16 protein-coding genes are annotated in these 18416 nt (G+C 68.7%); 4 read left to right on the top strand and 12 right to left on the bottom strand.

The window, feature by feature from the left end; translation table 11 throughout:
* Positions 1 to 65: 65 nt before the first annotated feature.
* The gene (locus tag ACNH6H_RS16690) at positions 66 to 971 is read right to left on the bottom strand and encodes a class I SAM-dependent methyltransferase (protein WP_418319243.1); all 906 of its coding nucleotides are present in this window, start codon (positions 969 to 971) and stop codon (positions 66 to 68) included.
* Positions 972 to 993: 22 nt separating this feature from the next.
* Here ACNH6H_RS16690 and ACNH6H_RS16685 point away from each other — a divergent pair, with 22 nt between their 5' ends.
* Both ACNH6H_RS16685 and ACNH6H_RS16680 read left to right on the top strand, forming a co-directional pair.
* Positions 994 to 1695, top strand: a complete 702-nt coding sequence (locus tag ACNH6H_RS16685) for a phosphoribosyltransferase family protein (RefSeq protein ID WP_418319242.1) — start codon at positions 994 to 996, stop codon at positions 1693 to 1695.
* A 58-nt stretch (positions 1696 to 1753) separates the two neighbouring features.
* The gene (locus tag ACNH6H_RS16680) at positions 1754 to 2224 is read left to right on the top strand and encodes a tRNA (cytidine(34)-2'-O)-methyltransferase (protein WP_418319240.1); all 471 of its coding nucleotides are present in this window, start codon (positions 1754 to 1756) and stop codon (positions 2222 to 2224) included.
* A 26-nt stretch (positions 2225 to 2250) separates the two neighbouring features.
* Here ACNH6H_RS16680 and ACNH6H_RS16675 read toward each other — a convergent pair whose 3' ends face one another.
* The 4 genes from ACNH6H_RS16675 to ACNH6H_RS16660 all read right to left on the bottom strand — a co-directional run bounded on the left by ACNH6H_RS16675 (position 2251) and on the right by ACNH6H_RS16660 (position 4622).
* Positions 2251 to 3276, bottom strand: a complete 1026-nt coding sequence (locus tag ACNH6H_RS16675; RefSeq protein ID WP_418319238.1) for an NAD(P)H-dependent glycerol-3-phosphate dehydrogenase — start codon at positions 3274 to 3276, stop codon at positions 2251 to 2253.
* Between the two features lie 48 nt (positions 3277 to 3324).
* Positions 3325 to 3837, bottom strand: coding sequence for a protein-export chaperone SecB (secB, locus tag ACNH6H_RS16670; RefSeq protein WP_418319237.1), 513 nt, complete (start codon positions 3835 to 3837; stop codon positions 3325 to 3327).
* A 96-nt stretch (positions 3838 to 3933) separates the two neighbouring features.
* Positions 3934 to 4194, bottom strand: coding sequence for a glutaredoxin 3 (gene grxC, locus ACNH6H_RS16665; protein WP_418319235.1), 261 nt, complete (start codon positions 4192 to 4194; stop codon positions 3934 to 3936).
* Positions 4195 to 4211: 17 nt separating this feature from the next.
* Positions 4212 to 4622, bottom strand: a complete 411-nt coding sequence (locus ACNH6H_RS16660) for a rhodanese-like domain-containing protein (protein WP_418321368.1) — start codon at positions 4620 to 4622, stop codon at positions 4212 to 4214.
* Between the two features lie 106 nt (positions 4623 to 4728).
* Between ACNH6H_RS16660 and gpmA the strand changes: the two genes are divergently transcribed.
* Positions 4729 to 5472 (top strand): 2,3-diphosphoglycerate-dependent phosphoglycerate mutase, encoded by a 744-nt coding sequence (gene gpmA / locus ACNH6H_RS16655; protein ID WP_418319233.1) that lies wholly within the window; start codon positions 4729 to 4731, stop codon positions 5470 to 5472.
* A gap of 10 nt (positions 5473 to 5482) precedes the next feature.
* Here the strand turns inward: gpmA and ACNH6H_RS16650 are convergent, their stop codons facing one another.
* Genes ACNH6H_RS16650 through ACNH6H_RS16625 form a run of 6 tightly spaced genes read right to left on the bottom strand, consistent with a single transcriptional unit; the run spans position 5483 to position 10102 of the window.
* Positions 5483 to 6256 carry a lysophospholipid acyltransferase family protein gene (locus ACNH6H_RS16650; protein ID WP_418319231.1) on the bottom strand — a complete coding sequence of 258 codons (774 nt, stop codon included), beginning with the start codon at positions 6254 to 6256 and terminating at the stop codon, positions 5483 to 5485.
* Positions 6256 to 7581, bottom strand: a complete 1326-nt coding sequence (locus ACNH6H_RS16645) for a dihydroorotase (RefSeq protein WP_418319230.1) — start codon at positions 7579 to 7581, stop codon at positions 6256 to 6258. The genes ACNH6H_RS16650 and ACNH6H_RS16645 overlap by 1 nt, the downstream gene beginning before the upstream one ends.
* On the bottom strand, positions 7578 to 8540 hold the full coding sequence (locus ACNH6H_RS16640; protein WP_418319228.1) for an aspartate carbamoyltransferase catalytic subunit: 963 nt from the start codon (positions 8538 to 8540) through the stop codon (positions 7578 to 7580). The genes ACNH6H_RS16645 and ACNH6H_RS16640 overlap by 4 nt, the downstream gene beginning before the upstream one ends.
* A gap of 26 nt (positions 8541 to 8566) precedes the next feature.
* Complete coding sequence (gene pyrR / locus ACNH6H_RS16635) at positions 8567 to 9058, bottom strand: bifunctional pyr operon transcriptional regulator/uracil phosphoribosyltransferase PyrR (protein WP_418319226.1); 492 nt, start codon at positions 9056 to 9058, stop codon at positions 8567 to 8569.
* Positions 9059 to 9092: 34 nt separating this feature from the next.
* Entirely contained in the window at positions 9093 to 9521 is a 429-nt protein-coding gene (gene ruvX / locus ACNH6H_RS16630; protein ID WP_418319225.1) for a Holliday junction resolvase RuvX, read from the bottom strand.
* Positions 9518 to 10102, bottom strand: coding sequence for a YqgE/AlgH family protein (locus tag ACNH6H_RS16625; RefSeq protein ID WP_418319223.1), 585 nt, complete (start codon positions 10100 to 10102; stop codon positions 9518 to 9520). Before ACNH6H_RS16625 ends, ruvX begins: the two co-directional genes overlap by 4 nt.
* Before the next feature lie 77 nt (positions 10103 to 10179).
* Between ACNH6H_RS16625 and ACNH6H_RS16620 the strand changes: the two genes are divergently transcribed.
* Positions 10180 to 11649, top strand: coding sequence for a cryptochrome/photolyase family protein (locus ACNH6H_RS16620; protein WP_418319221.1), 1470 nt, complete (start codon positions 10180 to 10182; stop codon positions 11647 to 11649).
* A 12-nt stretch (positions 11650 to 11661) separates the two neighbouring features.
* On the opposite strand, the gene ACNH6H_RS16615 is transcribed toward ACNH6H_RS16620, so the two are convergent.
* On the bottom strand, positions 11662 to 18408 hold the full coding sequence (locus tag ACNH6H_RS16615; protein ID WP_418319219.1) for an Hpt domain-containing protein: 6747 nt from the start codon (positions 18406 to 18408) through the stop codon (positions 11662 to 11664).
* Positions 18409 to 18416: the final 8 nt, after the last annotated feature.

The following is an 18416-nucleotide window of genomic DNA, read 5'->3' as shown; positions in this document are numbered from 1 at the left end:
GGTTGCGCACGATACGGGCGCCAACGCACCCGGACCAGCAGCGGATTTTAGCCCAGCCTGCAGACTCAGCGTTCGAGGCGGCGCGGCTCGCGGACAAGTTTGCGCATCTCGTCGAGGCTGACCGTGCTCTGCTCGGCATCGCGGCGGTGCCGTTCGACCTTGAACGCATGGCCATAGGCGACCTCGAACGTCAGCGCCAGGCGGCCGTCCGGGCCGCGCAGCCGCTGCAGCCCGGCTTCCAGTCCGGCGCGCCAACGCGGCGTGCGCAGGCCGGGATGGCGGTTCGGCGAGACATTGCCGCCGAGACCGCGCAATTCGGCCAGCAGTTCGCCTGCGCTCGCCCAGGTCAGCGTCAGTGTCTCCTGGTCCATCACCGGATCGGCGAACCCGCACTGCACCAGCATGTCGCCGAGGTCGTGCATGTCGACGAAGTCGGCGCCAGGCGGCCCCCAGCCGAGTTCCGAATAAATGGGCCGCAGCTGCTTCAGCGTATCCGGCCCGAGGCTCGAAAACATCAGAAAGCCGCCGACCTGCAGTGCGTCGTACCAGCGCTGCAGCAGCCGCGGCGGGTCGATCTCGCCGTGCAACACCATGTTCGCCCAGACCAGCTGACACGATTCAGCCGGCACGGCATCGGCGGCGGTGATGACGTTCGTCGCAGCGCCGCTCCAGCGCCGTGGCGACCACCACGCAGGCCGGCACAGCGCCCGGGTCAGCGCCGCCCAGGCCTCGTCGGGCTCGACGACCGTGCGCGCGGCATCCGGATAGGTCGCAGACAACACCTCGTCGCTGCCGCCGAGCATGCCCGCCCATTCGAGGATGTGCTGCGGGCGCTTGCGCACCAGCAGCAGGCGTTGCGCCATCCGTTTCCCGACCTCGCGGTGCAGCCAAGGCCCGCCGTTGCCGTGGACCTGCAGCAGCCGCCGCAGCTGGGCGCGCAGCGCCGCCGGATCAATTGCCCGTTCAGCCACGGCGCACCGTAGTATTGCCGTGATGTGGGCATACCGGGCCGGCCGCTGGCCATCGCAATGCGCCATCTGCCATGGCTGGGGATGGTCGCGGCTGTGTGATGCCTGCATCACCCGGTTCGGCGCACTGCGCCACCGCTGCGCACGCTGTGCGTTGCCGGTGCCGGAGTCGGTCGCCACTTGTGGTGCCTGTCTGCTCGCGCCGCCGCCGTTCGATGCGGCGCTCGCCGCGGTCGACTATGGCGCACCGTGGGATGGCCTGATCACGCGCTTCAAGTTCCACGATGCACTCGACCTCGGCGACGCGCTGGCCGACCGCCTGCTCGCTGCGGCGCAGGACGCGGGTCCGCCGACGTTCGATCTGCTGCTGCCGGCACCGATCGGCCTGCGCCGGATGCACGAACGCGGCTACAACCAGGCCTGGGAGCTGACCCGCCGGCTGGCCCGTCGGCTCGGCATCGCCGCCAGCCCGGACCTGCTGCTGCGCATCCGCGAGACCCCGCCACAACTGTCGCTGCCGCTGGCGCAGCGCCTGGCCAACGTCCGCGGCGCATTCGCGATCGAACCCCGGCGCCGCGCCGAACTGGCAGGCCGCGACGTCGTCATCGTCGACGATGTGTTGACGACCGGCGCTACTGCCGGCGAACTGGCGCGTGTGCTGCGCCAGGCGGGTGCCGCGCGGGTGCAGGTCTGGGCGCTGGCGCGGACACCGCCGCCGGGCGATTGAATGCGGCGACGAGCACGCCGCAATGCGGCAAAAGGGTCGAGCCGGCAGACAATCAGGCATGTTCAACATTGTCCTCGTTCATCCGGAAATCCCGCCGAATACCGGCAATGTGATCCGGCTGGCCGCCAATACCGGCTGCAGGCTGCACCTGGTCGAGCCGCTCGGCTTTTCGATGGAGGACCGGCTGCTGCAGCGTGCCGGGCTCGATTACCACGAATATGCTGCGGTCGAACGGCATGCCGACTGGCCGGCGCTGCAACGCCGCGCCGACGCTGCCGGCGGTCGCGTCTTCGCCTTCACGACACGCGGCAGCGCGCTGCTGCCGGAAATCCGCTGGCAGCCTGGCGACTGGCTGGTTTTCGGATCGGAGACGGCCGGCCTGCCGGCGGGCTTGCGGGACGGTTTTCCGGCCGATCGACGGGTCCGCCTGCCGATGCGGCCCGGCCAGCGCAGCCTGAACCTGAGCAATGCGGTGGCGGTTGCGGTGTTTGCCGCCTGGCGCGACTGCGGCTACGACGGCGCGGTCTGAAGCGGCCGGCAGCTTGCGCGCGGGCCTCAGGATTCGCTGCGCGACTCGCGCGCCATCAGCTCGCCGAGCGCCTGCGCGGCGCTCGAGCGCCCCTCGACGACCGACACGACGGCCTGCGTGATCGGCATCTCGATGCCGAGTTTCTGCGCCCGCCTCAGCACCATCGCGGCGCTGTAGACGCCCTCGGCGACATGGCCGAGTTCGGCCAGGATCTCCGCCAGCGGCTGGCCGCGCGCCAGCCGCAAGCCGACCTGGCGATTGCGTGACAACGCGCCGGTTGCGGTCAGCACGAGGTCGCCGAGCCCGGACAGCCCCATGAAGGTCTCCGGCCGCGCACCGAGCGCGACACCGAGCCGGCTCATCTCGGCCAGCCCGCGCGTGATCAATGCGGCCCGCGCATTCAGGCCAAGTCCGGTCGTGGCATCGTCCACTGCGCCGTCGCGCGGCATGCCGTCGGCAATGCCGGTGGCGATCGCCAGCACGTTTTTCACCGCGCCGCCGACTTCGACGCCGATCGGATCATCAGAGGTATAGACCCGCAGCGTCTCGCTGTGAAAGGCCTCGACCGCACGTTCGCACAGTACTTCGCTGGCGCTGGCGGCGACCAGCGCGGTCGGCTGGTTGCGCGCCACCTCGATCGCAAAACTCGGCCCCGACAGGATGCCGACCGCGCGCTGCGGCAGCAGCAGCGCAGCCACCTCGTGACCGAGCAGGCCGGTGCCCTGCTGGAAGCCCTTGCAAAGCCAGACCACCGGCGTCGCCGGATCGGACAGCGTCTGGATTGCCCGCAGCATCTCGTGCAGGCCGGACATCGGCGTCGCGATGACGATCAGGCCGCCATCGGCATGGGCCAGCGAAGCCGCCAGATCGGCGCTGATCTGCAGCGGCGCCGGCAGCGGCGCGCCGTCGAGGTAGCGCACATTGCAGCGCTGGGCGCGCATCTGGTCGACCTGCGCCGGGTCCCGCGCCCACAGGCGCAGCGCATGGCGCTGACAGGCCTGGATCGCCAGCGCCGTCCCCCAGGCGCCGGCACCGAGCACGGTGACGTTCATCGTCCGGGCGCGGCCGGTCCGGGCTGCGGCGCCCGGACCGGTGCAGCGTCAGTTGATGCTGGCACCCGCACCATCGGCAGCAGCCTGCGCCTGCTGGGCCTGCTGGGCTTCGTACATTGCCTGGAAATTCATCTCGCTGAGCACCACCGGCGGGAAGCCGGCGCGGGTGCAGACATCCGAGACGATCGCGCGCAGATACGGATAGATGATGTTCGGGCAGGCGATGCCGATGATCGGCTGCAGCTGCTCGTCCGGAATGTTGCGGATCTCGAAGATGCCGGCCTGCTTCGCCTCGACCAGGAACAGCACCTTGTCGTTGACCTTGGTCGTCACGGTGGCGGTGACCGACACCTCGAACATGCCGTCGCCGACGCTTTCGGCACCGAGGCCGAGGTTGATGTCGACTTGCGGCTGCGCCTGCTCGAGCAGGATCTGCGGCGAATTCGGCTGCTCGAGCGACAGGTCCTTCAGGTACAGGCGCTGGATCTGGAACATCGGTTCAGCATTCTCGGTGGTGCCGGAGTTGCCGGAGTTGGCGGGATTCTGGAGGTCGTCGGCCATGAATGGTTTCTCTGCGTGAGGGGCAAAAGTATGGGGATGCGAAAACGCCCGCCGCCAGGGCCGCGGGCGTATCGGGCGACGATTATCGCTGGCCGCTCAGGCGCCGCCGAGCAGCGGCGTCAGTTTGCCGGCACGGTCGAGCGCGACCAGATCGTCACAGCCGCCGACATGGGTGTCGCCGATGAAGATCTGCGGCACCGTGCGGCGGCCAGTCAATTCCATCATCACCTGCCGCTGCTGCGGATCGAGGTCGACGCGGATCTCGTTCATCTCGCTGACGCCGCGCTGCTGCAGCAGTTGTTTCGCATGGATGCAGAACGGGCATACCGCCGTGGTGAAGATCTTGACTGGTGACATGGATAAATGGTGGATGGTCAGGCGGCTTTCTCGATCGGCAGGTTGGCCTCGCGCCAGGCGGCGAGACCGCCACCGAGAACCTGCGCCTTTTCGTAGCCGAGCTTGCGCAGGATAGCGACGCCGCGCGTTGCGCGCGCGCCGCTCGGGCACACCACCACGATCGGCAAGGACTTGTTTTTCGGCAGGTCGGTCGACTTTTCGAGCACCGACAGCGGCACGTTGCGGGCGCCCACCGGATGCGCGCTGGCGAAGTCCGCTGGCTCGCTGACATCGATCAGCGTCGCCTTCTCGCGGTTGATCAGACGCACCGCCTCGCTGACACTGAGCTTGCCGCCGACGCTGCCGCGCGAAAGCATCGGCCACAGCAGCAGCCCGCCGGATGCGATTGCGGTGACGAAGAGAAACCAGTTGTCGATGAAGAATTTCACGAGGGGGGCCCACGGTCCGCGGGTCGTTGGGAGCAACCCGGGATTATAGAATTTGTCTCTCCCTTCGCCGCTCAGGGGGCGCCCGTCCCCGCTACCGAGACCACCCATGTACAAACTCGTGCTGATTCGCCACGGCGAATCGACCTGGAACCTGGAGAACCGTTTTACCGGCTGGACCGACGTCGAGCTGACCGATACCGGTGTCGAGCAGGCGCGCCAGGCCGGCCGCTTGCTGAAGTCAGAAGGCTTCGATTTCGACATCGCCTACACCTCGGTGCTGAAGCGCGCGATCTGGACCTTGTGGCATGCCCTCGACGAACTCGACCGGACCTGGCTGCCGGTGGTCAATGAATGGCGCCTGAACGAGCGCCACTACGGCGCGCTGCAGGGCCTGAACAAGGCCGAGACGGCGAAGAAATACGGCGACGAGCAGGTGCTGGTCTGGCGCCGCAGCTACGACACGCCGCCGCCGGCGCTGGAAGCCGACGATCCGCGTTCGGAGCGCAACGATCGCCGTTATGCCTCGCTCGAAGCGGGCCAGCTGCCATTGACCGAATGCCTGAAGGACACCGTTGCCCGCGTGCTGCCGCTGTGGGATGCGGACATCGCGCCGGCAATCCGCAGCGGCAAGCGCGTGCTGATCGCCGCCCACGGCAACAGCATGCGCGCGCTGGTCAAACACCTCGATCAGGTCAGTGACGAGGACATCGTCGGGCTGAACATTCCGAACGGCATCCCGCTTGTCTATGAACTCGATGCCGACCTGAAGCCGCTCGGCAGCCGTTACCTCGGCGACCCGGAGGCTGCGGCGAAGGCCGCAGCGGCGGTTGCCAGTCAGGGCAAGGGCTGAGGCAACGCCGCTAAACCTCGGCCGACGCTGCGGGGACATTGATCGCCGCGGCGATATCGCCGACCAGCGTCAAGGCCAAACGGCGCCGGTCCGCATGCCGCACCGACCGTGCCGGCAGCAACTGCACCGACACCCGCAGCTGCTGCGCATTGGCGGTCCGCCACAGACTCTGCACCAGCGTCGTCTCGCCGACGAAGCTGACCGCGCGGCTGATCGGATGCTCGGCATCCGCATAGGCCAGCGCTACCGGCTGCACCGGCGTCTCGCTGGCAATCGCTGCCTGCAACAGATTGGCATGAAAGGGCAGCAGCATGCTGCCGTCGGTGGTCGTGCCTTCCGGGAAGATCGCCACCGTCTCGCCGGCCTGCAAGGCCTCGGCCATCCGGTGCACGACACGCAGCGCATCGCGCTTGCGCTCGCGCTCGATGAACAAGGTGCCGGCAGCGGCGACCAGCACGCCGAGCAGCGGCCAGCGCCGGACATCGGATTTCGAGACAAAACGTGCATCGGGACAGACGGCGTGGATCGCCAGGATGTCCATCCACGATACGTGGTTGGCGACCAGCAGCTTCGCACCGGGGCGTGCGAAGCCGTGATGCAGCAATTCCACACCCATCAACCGCAGCACCTTCAGCGACCACCAGCGGATCTTCGCTGCCCGCGCCTGCGCATCGAGGCGCGGAAACAGCAGCAGCGTGATCGCCAGCCCGTGCAGCACATGGACCGAAGTCCGCGACAGCCGCCCGACGGCGCGCAGGCCGCGCCACAGCGGCGACGCCGCCATCAGAGTGCAGGCTGGTCGACGCCGCGTTCGTAGGCCAGGTTGCCGGCCACCACCGTCGCGACGACCTGCCCCGGCAATTCATAGCCGGAAAACGGCGTGTGGCGGCCCTGGCTGCGCAATGCGGCCGGCTCGACCCGCCAGTGACATGCCGGGTCGAAGACGCAGACATCGCCGACGCCGCCCTCGACCAGCCGGCCGGCGCTGACCGCCAACGAGCCGAGCGAGTCGCCGAGCACCCGCACCGGCTCGCAGGTGACGCTGGCCAGCGCGCGGTGCAGGCCGGCGCGCGGATCGGCAAAGGCATCATCGCCCCATTTCAGCGCCAGGCTGAGCAGCATCTCGAGCCCGCTCGCACCCGGCTCGGCCTCGGCAAACGGCAGCGTCTTCGCATCCTCGTCGACCGGCGTGTGGTCGCTGACCAGCGCATCGATCGTGCCGTCGGCCAGGCCGGCGCGCAGCGCATCGCGGTCACGCTGCTGCCGCAGCGGCGGTGTCAGCCGCATCGACGACTCGAAATAGCCGATGTCGACATCGCTGAGGTGCAGCGAATTGACGCTGACGTCACAGCTGACTGGCAGGCCCTCGGCCTTCGCGGCGCGGACCAGCGCGACGCCAGCCGCGCTCGACAGGCGGCACAGATGGACCCGCGCGCCGGTGCTGCGCACCAGTTCGATGATCGTGTGCAGCGCGATCGTCTCGGCAATCACCGGCACACCGGTCAGGCCGAGCCGGGTCGCCACCGGGCCGCTGGCGGCAACGCCGCCACCGAGCCATTTGTCCTGCGGCCGCAACCACACCGTATAGCCGAAGGTCGACGCATATTGCAGCGCACGCTGCAGCACCTGCGTATCGGTGACCGCGACCTCGGCCTGCGAAAAACCGATGCAGCCGGCCTCGGTCAGCTCGGCCATCTCGGTCAGCACCTCGCCGGCCAGGCCACGCGTCAGCGCGCCAAGCGGGAACAGCCGGCAGCGACTGAGCTTGCGGGCACGGAATTTCAGCATCTCGACCAGCCCCGGCTCGTCGAGCACCGGATCGGTATCGGGCGGGCAGACCAGGCTGGTCACGCCGCCGGCCGCCGCGGCATTCAGCTCGCTCTCGAGCATGCCTTCGTGTTCATGGCCGGGCTCGCGCAGACGCGCGGCCAGGTCGACGAGGCCGGGAGCAACCACCAGGCCGGTGGCATCGATCGTGCGCTCGGCACGGCTGGCATCGAGGTCGTTGCCGATGCCGACGATGCGGCCGGCGGCGATCAGCAGATCGGCGAATTCATCGCGGCCGCTTGCGGGATCGATCACCCGGCCGTTGCGGATCAACAGGTTCATGCGCTGTTCCCGGCAATGATCGACATCACCGCCATCCGCACCGCGATGCCGAACGTCACCTGCGGCAGGATCACGCTCTGCTTGCCGTCGGCGACCGCCGAGTCGATCTCGACGCCGCGGTTGATCGGCCCCGGATGCATCACGATCGCATCGGGTTTGGCAACCGCGAGCTTTTCCGGCGTCAACCCGAAACTCTTGAAAAATTCACCGGCGCTCGGCAGCATCGCGCCGCTCATCCGCTCGTTCTGCAGCCGCAGCATGATGATCACGTCTGCATCGCGGATGCCCTCTTCCATGTCGTGGCAGACGCGCACGCCCATCTCGCGGAAATCGGCCGGCACCAGTGTCTTCGGGCCGACCGCGCGGATCTCCGGCACGCCGAGGATGGTCAGCGCATGGATGTCGGAACGGGCGACGCGCGAGTGCACGATGTCGCCGACCACCGCCACCGTCAGCTGGCTGAAATCCTTCTTGAAGTGGCGGATCGTGTACATGTCGAGCAGACCCTGCGTCGGGTGCGAATGCCGCCCGTCGCCGGCATTGATCACATGCACATGCGGCGCGACATGCTGCGCGATCAGATACGGCGCGCCGCTCTCCGCATGGCGCACGACGAACATGTCGGCATGCATCGCCGACAGGTTGGCGATCGTGTCGAGCAGGCTTTCGCCCTTCGCGGTCGACGAACGCGAGATATCGAGGTTGATGACGTCGGCCGACAAGCGCTTCGCGGCGATCTCGAACGTCGTGCGGGTGCGCGTGCTGTTCTCGAAAAACAGGTTGAACAGGCTCTTGCCGCGCAGCAGCGGCACCTTCTTCACCTCGCGGTCGTTGACGCTGAGGAAGCTGCCGGCGGTATCGAGGATCTGGTGGATCACCGCGCGCGGCAAGCCCTCGACCGACAGCAGGTGGATCAGTTCGCCGTTGGCATTGAGCTGCGGATTTCGTCTGTACAACATCGTGGCGGGTTCCCGGCGGCGGCGCGTCAGAGGATGTCGAAACTGAGCCGGCCGGATTCGTCGCGCATCAGCGACAGACGCTGGTTCGGCGGCAGGCTGGTCGACGCGGCGGCAAAGCCGGGCTGGATTGGCAGTTCACGGCCGCCACGGTCGACCAGAACCGCAAGGTCGACACTGGCCGGCCGGCCGAAATCGAACAATTCATTGACCACCGCACGCACCGTGCGGCCGGTATCGAGCACATCGTCGATCAGCAGGATGTGGCTGTTCTCGATCTCGAACGGCAATCGGGTCGGGTCGGCTCCGGCAGCCAGTCCGCGCGAGCCGAAATCGTCGCGGTGCAATGCGCTCGAGATCACGCCGTGTTCGCCTGGCAGCTGCAGATCGCGCTGCAGCCGTTCGGCCAGCCAGGCGCCACCCGACCAGACGCCGACCAGCACCGCATCGGGCCGTCGCAGCGCGCGCACGCCCTCGAGCAGCTTCTGGTAAAGCGCCTCCGCGTCGAGCGTCGTGCTCATGCTCGGCTGGCGCAGCAGGTGCTACGGAGAAAAGTCATTTCAATGTACGCAGATATTGCTCGAGGATGATCGCCGCGGATGCCGCATCGAGGTCGGTTGCGCCGCCGGCTACGGCATCGGTGGTCGTATAACGTTCGTCGACCTCGTGCACCGGCAATGCAAAACGGCCCTGCAGCTGGCGCGCAAACCGCCGCGCGCGATGGGTATTCTGATGCGCCGCGCCGTCGGGGTGGAACGGAATGCCGACCACCAGCGCGGCCGGCTGCCATTCGTCGATCAGCGCACCGATCGCGGCAAACCGGGCATCACCTTCGAGAGAAATCGTGCGCAGCGGCTGCGCCGAACCGGTCAGGCTGTTGCCGGCGGCGGCACCGACCCGCCGCTCGCCATAGTCGAATGCAAGGAACGACTGCGCCGCAGTCGCAGCGGCCGGCACGGCGCCGGGCGGTTGGCGCGGCTTCATGCGTGGCCGGCTTCCTGGCTCAACATGCGCACGTCGATGCCGAGCAGCGACAAGGCCTTGTCGTAGCGCTGCTCAACCGGCGTATCGAAGATGATGTCGGGCGCGGCGGCCACATTGATCCAGCTGTTGCGGCTCATCTCGTCCTCCAGCTGCCCGGCCCCCCAGCCGCTGTAGCCGAGCGTCACCAGCACCTTCTTCGGGCCGGCACCGCTGGCCAATGCCTCGAGCACATCCTTGCTGGTCGTCATCTCGAGCCCGCCCGGAATCTTCAGAGACGAGCTGTACTGGCCCGTTTCATCCTCCTGCGGCTCGTGCAGCACGAAGCCGCGCTCGGTCTGCACCGGCCCGCCGAAAAAGACCGGCGTCTGCGCCAGATCCTCGCGATCGAGCGGCAGCTCGACCTTTTCGAACAGGTTTTTCAGCGTGATGTCGATCGGCTTGTTGATGACCAGGCCGAGCGCACCCTTTTCGGTGTGTTCGCAGAGGTAGACGACGGTGCCGGCGAACGTGTCTCCGCCCATGCCGGGCATGGCGATCAGAAACTGGTTCGTGAAATTGACATTGACGTCGGCAGCGGCCATGGCGCGGATTTTATTCGTGGATTCGATCAACGGGCGACGGCCAGCATGGCACATCCCCGGTGTAGCACACTCGGATCATGGACAAAGCCCTCGATTCGGTGCTGGTGTGGCTGCGCCGTGACCTTCGCCTCGACGACAACGCCGCGCTGCACCGCGGCCTGACGATCGGCCGGCGGGTCTGGTGCGTTTTTGTTTTCGATACCGACATCCTCGATCCGCTGCCGCGCCGCGACCGGCGGGTCGAATTCATCCGCGACAGCCTGGCCGAAGTCGACGCCGGACTGGCCGATCTGGGCAGCGCCGGCGGGGTGCGGTTGCTGGTCCGCCACGGCCGCGCGGTCGAGCAGATCACGAGTCTCGCCGAGGCACTTGGCGTCGATGCCGTTGTCGCCAGCCACGATGACGAGCCGGCGGCACTCGCACGCGACGAAGCGGTGCGCGAGGCGCTGCGCCGGCAGGGCCGCGCCTTCCACACGGTGAAAGACCATGTCGTGTTCGAACGCAGCGAACTGCTGACCCAGGCCGGCGCACCGTACGGCGTCTTCACGCCGTACAAGAAGGCCTGGCTCGCCAAGGTCGACGATTTCTACCTGAAGGCCTATCCGATCGCACGCCATGCCGCGGCGCTCGCGCCGCCGCCGGCCGGCATCGAGGCCGGCGTTCCGGAACTGGCCGAGATCGGCTTCGAAGCCACCAACCTGCAGCAGTTGCAGCTGCCGAGCGGGGCCAGCGGCGCAGCAACGCTGCTCGATCAGTTCCTGCAGCGGATCGACGACTATGACGAGCAACGCAACTACCCGGGCCGGCGCGGCACCAGTTATCTGTCGGTGCATCTGCGTTTCGGCACCGTCTCGATCCGCCGGCTGGCCCGCGAAGCCCGCACGCGGGCGGCCGCCGGCTCGACCGGTGCGGCCAGCTGGCTGTCGGAGCTGATCTGGCGCGATTTCTACCACCAGGTGCTGCACCACCATCCGCATGTCGTCGACGCGAGCTTCCGACCCGCCTACGACCGCATTGCCTGGGAAAGCGGAGCGCTTGCCGAAAGCCGGTTTGCCGCCTGGTGCGAAGGCCGCACCGGCTACCCGCTGGTCGACGCGGCGATGGCGCAGATCAACCAGACCGGCTACATGCACAACCGGCTGCGGATGGTCGTCGCGAGTTTCCTGGTGAAGGATCTGGGCATCGACTGGCGCTGGGGCGAGCGTTATTTCGCGCGCCAGTTGAACGACTACGACCTGGCGGCAAACAACGGCGGCTGGCAATGGGCGAGCTCGAGCGGCTGCGACGCGCAGCCGTGGTTCCGCATCTTCAACCCGACCGCGCAAAGCCGCAAATTCGATCCGGATGGCCGCTTCATCCGCCGCTACCTGCCGCAACTCGCGAAGCTGCCCGATGCCGCACTGCATGAACCGGCGCAGGCCGCGCCGGCCGTTCTGGCGGCCGCCGGAATCGAGATCGGGCGCGACTATCCGGCGCCGATCGTCGACCACGCCGAGGCGCGGCAGCACACGCTGCAGCGCTACGCAGTCGTCAAGGGCGCGGGCTGAGCAGATGCAGACTCAGGCGCCTGGCGCCGATTGCCGCACGCCGTCGGCGACCGCCGTCAGCAGTTCGTCCTCACGGTACGGCTTGCCGAGATAACGGGCGACGCCGAGCGATTCGGCGTGCACGCGATGCCGGTCGGCGATGCGCGAGGTGATCATCACCACCGGCAAGCCACGCGTGCGCTCGGCCGAACGGAGCTGGCCGACCAGTTCGTAGCCGTCCATCCGCGGCATCTCGATGTCGCTCAGCACGACGGCGGGCAGCTCCTGCTCGATCCTCTCCAGCGCTTCGATGCCGTCCTTCGCCAGCGCCACCCGATAACCCTCGCGCAGCAACAGCCGCTGCGTGACGCGGCGCACCGTCAGCGAATCGTCGACGACCAGCACCAACGGCCCGGCCACCGCGGCGGCCGGCGCGGCGCCGCCGCCATGCCGAGGCAGCGCACCGCTGAATACCAACGCACCGTATTCGGCCGCCAGTGCCAGCGGGTTGTAGATCAGCGCCACCGAACCGGACGCCAGCATGCTCATGCCGACCAGCCCCGGCAGCCGCGACAACTGCGGCCCGAGGGGGCGGATCACCGCCTCCTGCTGGCCGAGCGTCTCGTCGACGCGCAATGCGATGCGTTGCTTGCCGCTGTGCACGATCACCATCGGACGGCTGCGGCCGAAGTCCTCGCTGGTATCGGCACTGTGGCCGAGCAGCGCGCCAAGCCAGTACATCGGCAGCATCAGGTCGCCGTAGAGGTAGAAACCGTCGGCCCGCGCGGCCGCCAGATCGGCTGCGGTGATCCGGCGCACCCGCTCGACCATCGTCGCCGGCACCGCAACGGTCAGTTCGCCGCAACGCAGCATCAGCACCTGTGTCATCGCGGTCGTCAGCGGCAGCAGCATCGAGAAGCGGCAGCCCTGGCCCGGCGTGCTGGTCACGTCGATCTGGCCTTCGAGCGCAGCCAGATCGTTGCGCACGACATCGAGACCGATGCCGCGGCCGGCCATTTCGGTCAGCCGCTCGGCGGTCGAAAAGCCGGGGCTGAAGATCATCTCGGCCTCCTGCCCGTCGGCGAGCCAGCGGCCCATCGCCTCGGCGCGGGCACGGATTCGTGCCAGGTCGAGACCGGCGCCGTCGTCGACGACGTCGATGCCGACCTCGTTGCCGTGCTGGTGCAGCCGGATCTGCAACTGGCCGCTGACCGGTTTGCCGGCCCAGCCGCGTTGCTCGGGCATTTCGATGCCGTGGATCACCGCATTGCGCAGCAGGTGTTCGAGCGCCGGTGTCACCCGATCCAGCACGCTGCGGTCGAGTTCGATGCTGCCGTCGATGATCTGCAGCTCGGCCTGCTTGCCCGATTCGCTGGCCGCCTGGCGGACTACGCGGTGCAGGCGTTCGGCCACCGAGTCGAACTCGACCATCCGCGTGCGCAGCAGATCGGACTGCAGCTCACGGGTCAGCCGCGTCTGCGCCGCCAGTTCGTCCTCGCTGCGCTGCAGGTTGCGCTTCAACGAGCGCTGCACCGTCGCGACGTCGTTGACCGACTCGGCGATCATCCGCGTCAATTCCTGCAACCGGGTAAATCGATCGATTTCCAGCGCGTCGAACGGCTGCAACCCGCTGCGTGCCGCCTCGCTGCGCGAGCTCATCTGCGTTTCCGCCTGCAACTCGAGATCGTGCAATTGCTGGCGCAGCCGTTCGATGTTGTCGCCCAGTTCGCCCATCGCGGTGTGCATCTGCCCCATCTCGACCTCGATGCGGGCGCGCGACAGGTTGACCTCGCCGGCCTGGTTGACCATCCGCTCGAGCAGCGACGCGCGCACCTTGACCGAAGCCTGCGCCGCCGACTGGCCAAGCCGCGATACGGCCGGCAGCGGCGTCGGTGCAGGCTGGCTGAAGCGCGACCAGTCGACCCGCGCTCCGCTGGCAGCGGCGTCGGCGGCAGCGGCGGTAGCAACCGGTTCGGGCAGAGTCGGCACGGCCGGATCGAGCGTGGCGTCGGCCGGCTCGACAGCAGGCGGCGGTGCCGCTGTGCCCGCCAGCAGATGATCCCGGGCATCGCTTTCGCGCAAGGTCTCGAAGGCCTGCTGCAGCACGTCACTGCCAGCCAGCAACGAATCGACAGCCGATCGGTCGACCTGAAACAGGTTGGCAGTCAGCGCCTCGATCCGCGTCTCCAGCCGGTGTGCCAGCTCGCCGAGCCGCATCGCGCCGGCCAGCCGTGCCCCGCCCTTGAAGGTGTGCAGGTGGCGCATCGCCGCGTTCGCAGGCTCGGGCTGCTCCGGCTGACGCGCCCAGTCGCGCAGCGCCGCGGCCAGCCGCGGCAGCAGGTCGTTCGCCTCCTCCTCGAAAATCGGAAACAGCTCGGCCTCGACCCGATCGACCGCACGGATGTCGGCCAGCCAGTCGGCCTGCGGCGCGGCGGCGTCGGCCGCGGGTTCGGCCGCAACGGCCTCGGCAGGCTGGCGTTGCGACAGCCGGTGCCGGAAATCGGCCAGCCGCTGCAGCAACTCCGCTGATGGCGAGCGCAGAAAACCGGCTGCAAACTGGTGCAGCAGTTGGCGGATTTCCTCCGCCGCATCGCTGAACAACAAGACATCGACGTCGGCTGCGCCGCCGGCCGATGCGATCTGCTGCTCGCGCTGCAATGCCGCCTCGAGTTCGCGTGCGAGGTCGCCAAGGCCGGTATAGCCGACGGTGGCCGAGCTGCCGGTCAGCGCATGCAGGCGATCAATGGCGTCCGCAGGCACCGGCCGATGGCCTCGCATCGCCGATTCGGCGAGCTCGCTGCACAGCTGACGCGACAACTCCTCGGCTTCATTGAGGAAGATATTGAACAGCGCGATCGGCACCGACAACGAACCGATCTGCCGCATCGCTTGCTCGTCCGGAACCGGCGCAGGCGGGACAACGTCCGCCAGCTCGCCAGCCGCGACCGAACCGGCGTCCGGCTCGGTAAAGGCTGCGGGTGCGGCAGCCGGTTCGGCAATCCCGGCTTCCGCTGCGGGCGCCGGCGCATCGGCAGGCGGCGCATCTGGCCAGCTCGGCGGCGGCGATTCGGCGGGCGGCGGCTCCTGCCAGCTCGGCGGCGGCGATTCGGCGGGCGGCGGCTCCTGCCAGCTCGGCGGTGGCGCTTCCGCGGACGGCAGCTCCTGCCAGGCGGGCAGCGGCGTTTCGGCGGGTGGTGCTTCCTGCCAGATCGGCGACGGCGCTTCCGCGGATGGTGGCTGCTGCCAGCCCGGCAGCGCGACGTCTGCGTCGGCGTCTGCGGATTCGACCCAGCTTGCCGGCAACGCCGGGTCGACATCGCCTTCGGCCGGCGCTGCCGTCTCGACGGGCTCGGGCGAGACCGGCATCTCCGCGGCCGGAGTTGCAGCAGGCCATGCCGCTTCAACGACCGTCGGTTCGGGCAACTCGACGGCAGGCGGCTCGGCCCAGTCCGGCATCGACCCCTGCCCTGCATCGCCCTGCGGAACGAAGGCCACCAGCTCTTCGATGTCGGGCGCCGGGGCGGCCGGGGTCGTCTCGTCCGATTCCGGCGGAAGCTGATCGGCCGATGCCGGCGCCGCTGCGGCCGGGGGCGGCTCGACCGCCGGCGCCTCGTCCCAGTCCGGCAATGGCGGCGGCTCGATCACCGGCGCATCGTGCCATTCCGACAGCGGCGGCTCGCCATCTGCTGACGGCTGCGAATCCGCCTGCACTTGCTCCCAGACCGGGGCAGCGTCGCCAACCGGCAGCACTTCCGCCTGCGGCGGCGCTGCCTCCGCACTGTCCCGCTCGGCATCGCCTGGCAGCGGCTCGGCGGCTGCATCGTCAGCCGGCTCGGCACTGCCCCTGCCGGCTGCCGGCGCAGCATCCGCTTCGCCTTCGGGGGCCGCCGGCTTCGGATCGGAAAGATCGAGACTGATGAACGACAGATCCGGCATTGCCGCTGGCGGCAGAGCCGGGATGCGGCCGATTTCGTCGCCGCCGACCTCGGTCGACACTCGCGGCGAAGGTGGGGGTGCCGGCGCGTCCGGCCGCAGCGAATCGCCCCAGCGGGTGGCACCGTCGGCGGGTTGCGGAACCGGCGGATGGCCGAAATCCAGGTTCAGGTCGAGGTCCAGATCGAGGTCGTCGGCGCTCGGCAGATCGGCCGGAAAACCGAGCGGCCGCGCGTCATCGGTCTGCTTCGGCAGCGGCAATTCATCGTCGAGCCAGTCGTCCGAATCCGGCGCAGCGGCTGCGGGCGGGGTCGTGGCTGGCGCGGCGGCATCGAACCACGACAGGTCGAAATCGAGCTCGCCAGGCACCGTGATCTCGCGCTCGGCCGTGTCAGCAGCCGCTGGCGGCTCGCCCGGCGTCTGCGGTCGAGCCGCCGGCGCGTCGGCGGCACGTTCGGCATCGCTGCCGTCGTCGGCATCGGCGGCCGGCTGGGCACTGCCCAGCCCCAGCGATGCGGCAATGCGCTCGACGTCTTCCGCTATCGCGGCGGCCAACGGCCGATCGGATGCGCCGTCAGCGGCGCTTGCCGGATCGGCGCCAGCCGCCGCCAGCCAGGCATTGCAGCGCTGTTCGGCCTGCCATGCGAGTTCGCCGGCCGCAGCGCGGCCGACCATGCGGGCGCTGCCTTTCAGCGTATGGAAATGCCGGCGCAGCTCGCCCACTGCCACAGCATCGTCCTGGCCGCCCTGCCAAGCGGCCAGCTGGCGGCGCGCCTCGGCCAGCAGTTCCTGCGCTTCATCGGCAAAAATCGACTGCAATTCCGGATCGACGACATCGACACCGACATCGACTTCGTCGGCGCCGGCCTCTGGCGTCGCCGGCCCGGTCTGCGCGACAGTTTCGAATTCGGGTTCGGGTTCGGGTATTGATTCGGGCGCCGGCTCGAGGTGCGCGATGTCGATCGGGGCCGGCTGCTCCGATGCGTCGATTTCGACGCTTTCCGGGGCCAGGGCTGCTGCCGCGGTCGCGGGCGGCGCGGCTTCGGGCCCGCGCGTCGCGGCCGAACGCAGCCGCTCGGCGGCAGCATCGTAGAAAAACATCGTCCGCGCCAGCGCCGGTTGCACCGCCAGCATGTCGAACAGGAAGCCGAGCATGCCGATGTTGGCTGCAAGCCGCTCGAGCCGATCGGCGCCGGGTGCCGTGGCCGCGTCGGCTGCGATCGCAGCAGTTTCACGGCGCATCTGCTGCAGCGCCAGCACCGCCGCGTCGACGCCGAGCACGCGCAGCACGCCGTGCATCGACTGCAGCTGTTTCTCGACCGGCGCCAGCGTTGTGCGGTCGGCCGGATCGCGAAAAAAGCGGTCGAGCTGCTGTTCGGCAGCGGTCATTGCATGGCGCAGTTCCTGCACCACCGTGCCCTGCGTCTGTCGTTCGGCGACACGCCGGAACAGGTCCTCGATCCAGTCCTCGAGCGGCTGCGCCGAGCCGCTGCTGCTGGCGGCATCGATGCGCTGCGCCAGCCGATCGAGCGGCCGATCGGCGGCGTTGCGCACACCGTCGAGGTCGTCGAGCGTCGCCTCGAGATACAGCAGCGCGGTGGCCACCTCCATCGCGACGCCCTCGGCCGGCGCTGCACCATCGGCGGCGCAGCGCACCGCGATCGCTTCGAGCAGTTCGGCGAGCTTGTCGCCGTCGCTGAACATCCGGCGCAACGAATCGGACAGCAGGCTGAACGATTCGACCAGGCTGCCGAGGTGCAACAGTTCACCCGCGACGACGGCCGACCAGATCTGCTTGGCCGACTGCAGGCGCCGCTGCGCCTGTGCAGCAAGTGCCGGATCAAAACGTCCGAGCGGGCTGCTCGAGTAGTCGACCGCAGGCTGCCGGTCCAGGTCATAGGCCGCGCGCACCGCGGCCAATCGCGGCGCCGCCGGGCCGGATTCCGGCGGCTTCACCTGGGCGCAGAAAAACAGCAGGTCGTGGCCGAGGCGCCGCACCGCATCATCGTCGGCCGGATGACCGCGATGCAGCGATCGCAGCAGCGACAACAGCCGCGAACCCAGCCGCTTGTTGAACACATCCTCGCGCAGCAGCCCCTTGGCCAGCGCCTCGAAGACGGCGGCCGCCAGTTGCCACAGCGCCGGCAATTCGCCGCCCGCCGGCGCCGTTGCGGCGGCGACACCGGCATAGAAGTCGCTGATCCGCGCCAGGATCAGCGGGCTCGGCGTCTTGATGTTGGCCAGCGTCAGCTGCTCGAGCGCGGTCATGCTGCGCGAATCGATCGGCCGCTGCTGGATGCCCGCCTCGACCGGCAACACCGTGAACTGCCAGTCGGCCGACCACAAGTCGGCCGGGTGAACCCGTTCGGCGCCGGCCACCTCGAGCAGCGCGCGCATCTGCGGAAACAGCTGCAGCGCAGGCACCGGACGACCCGCCTTCATCCGGCCCAGCCAGTCGGTGACTGCAAACGACGCCTGTTCGATCTTGTCGACCAGCGCGGCATCGACCCGCGCCGGACGCTGCAATGCCCAGCGCAACGCAGCTTCGCTGGCATCGAGCACCCGTGCCGCAGCCGGCAGGCCGACCATCACCAGCGCGCCGGCAGCCTGATGAATCATCGACAAGGCCTGCCGCAAGCCGCCGAGTTCGCGTGCCGATACATCGGAGCCGTCGTGGGACTCGCTCTCGCGCAGATGGCGGCGCAGCAGCTTGTGCGCGGCTTCGAGGTTGCGCCGCAACTCGTCGTGGACCCAGGCGACACCGCTCGGATCCTGCGGCGTGCGGGCACCGGTGCTGGTCGACGGTGTGTCGTCGGTGGCGGCGGCGGAACGATCGTGTGCAGACATGGGTTTTG

Source organism: Pseudideonella sakaiensis (assembly GCF_048320135.1).
In the GTDB taxonomy this organism is placed as follows: Bacteria; Pseudomonadota; Gammaproteobacteria; order Burkholderiales; family Burkholderiaceae_C; genus Ideonella_A; species Ideonella_A sakaiensis_A.
Note: the sequence above shows the minus strand (reverse complement) of the source record. Positions and strands in the feature narration are given on the sequence as shown.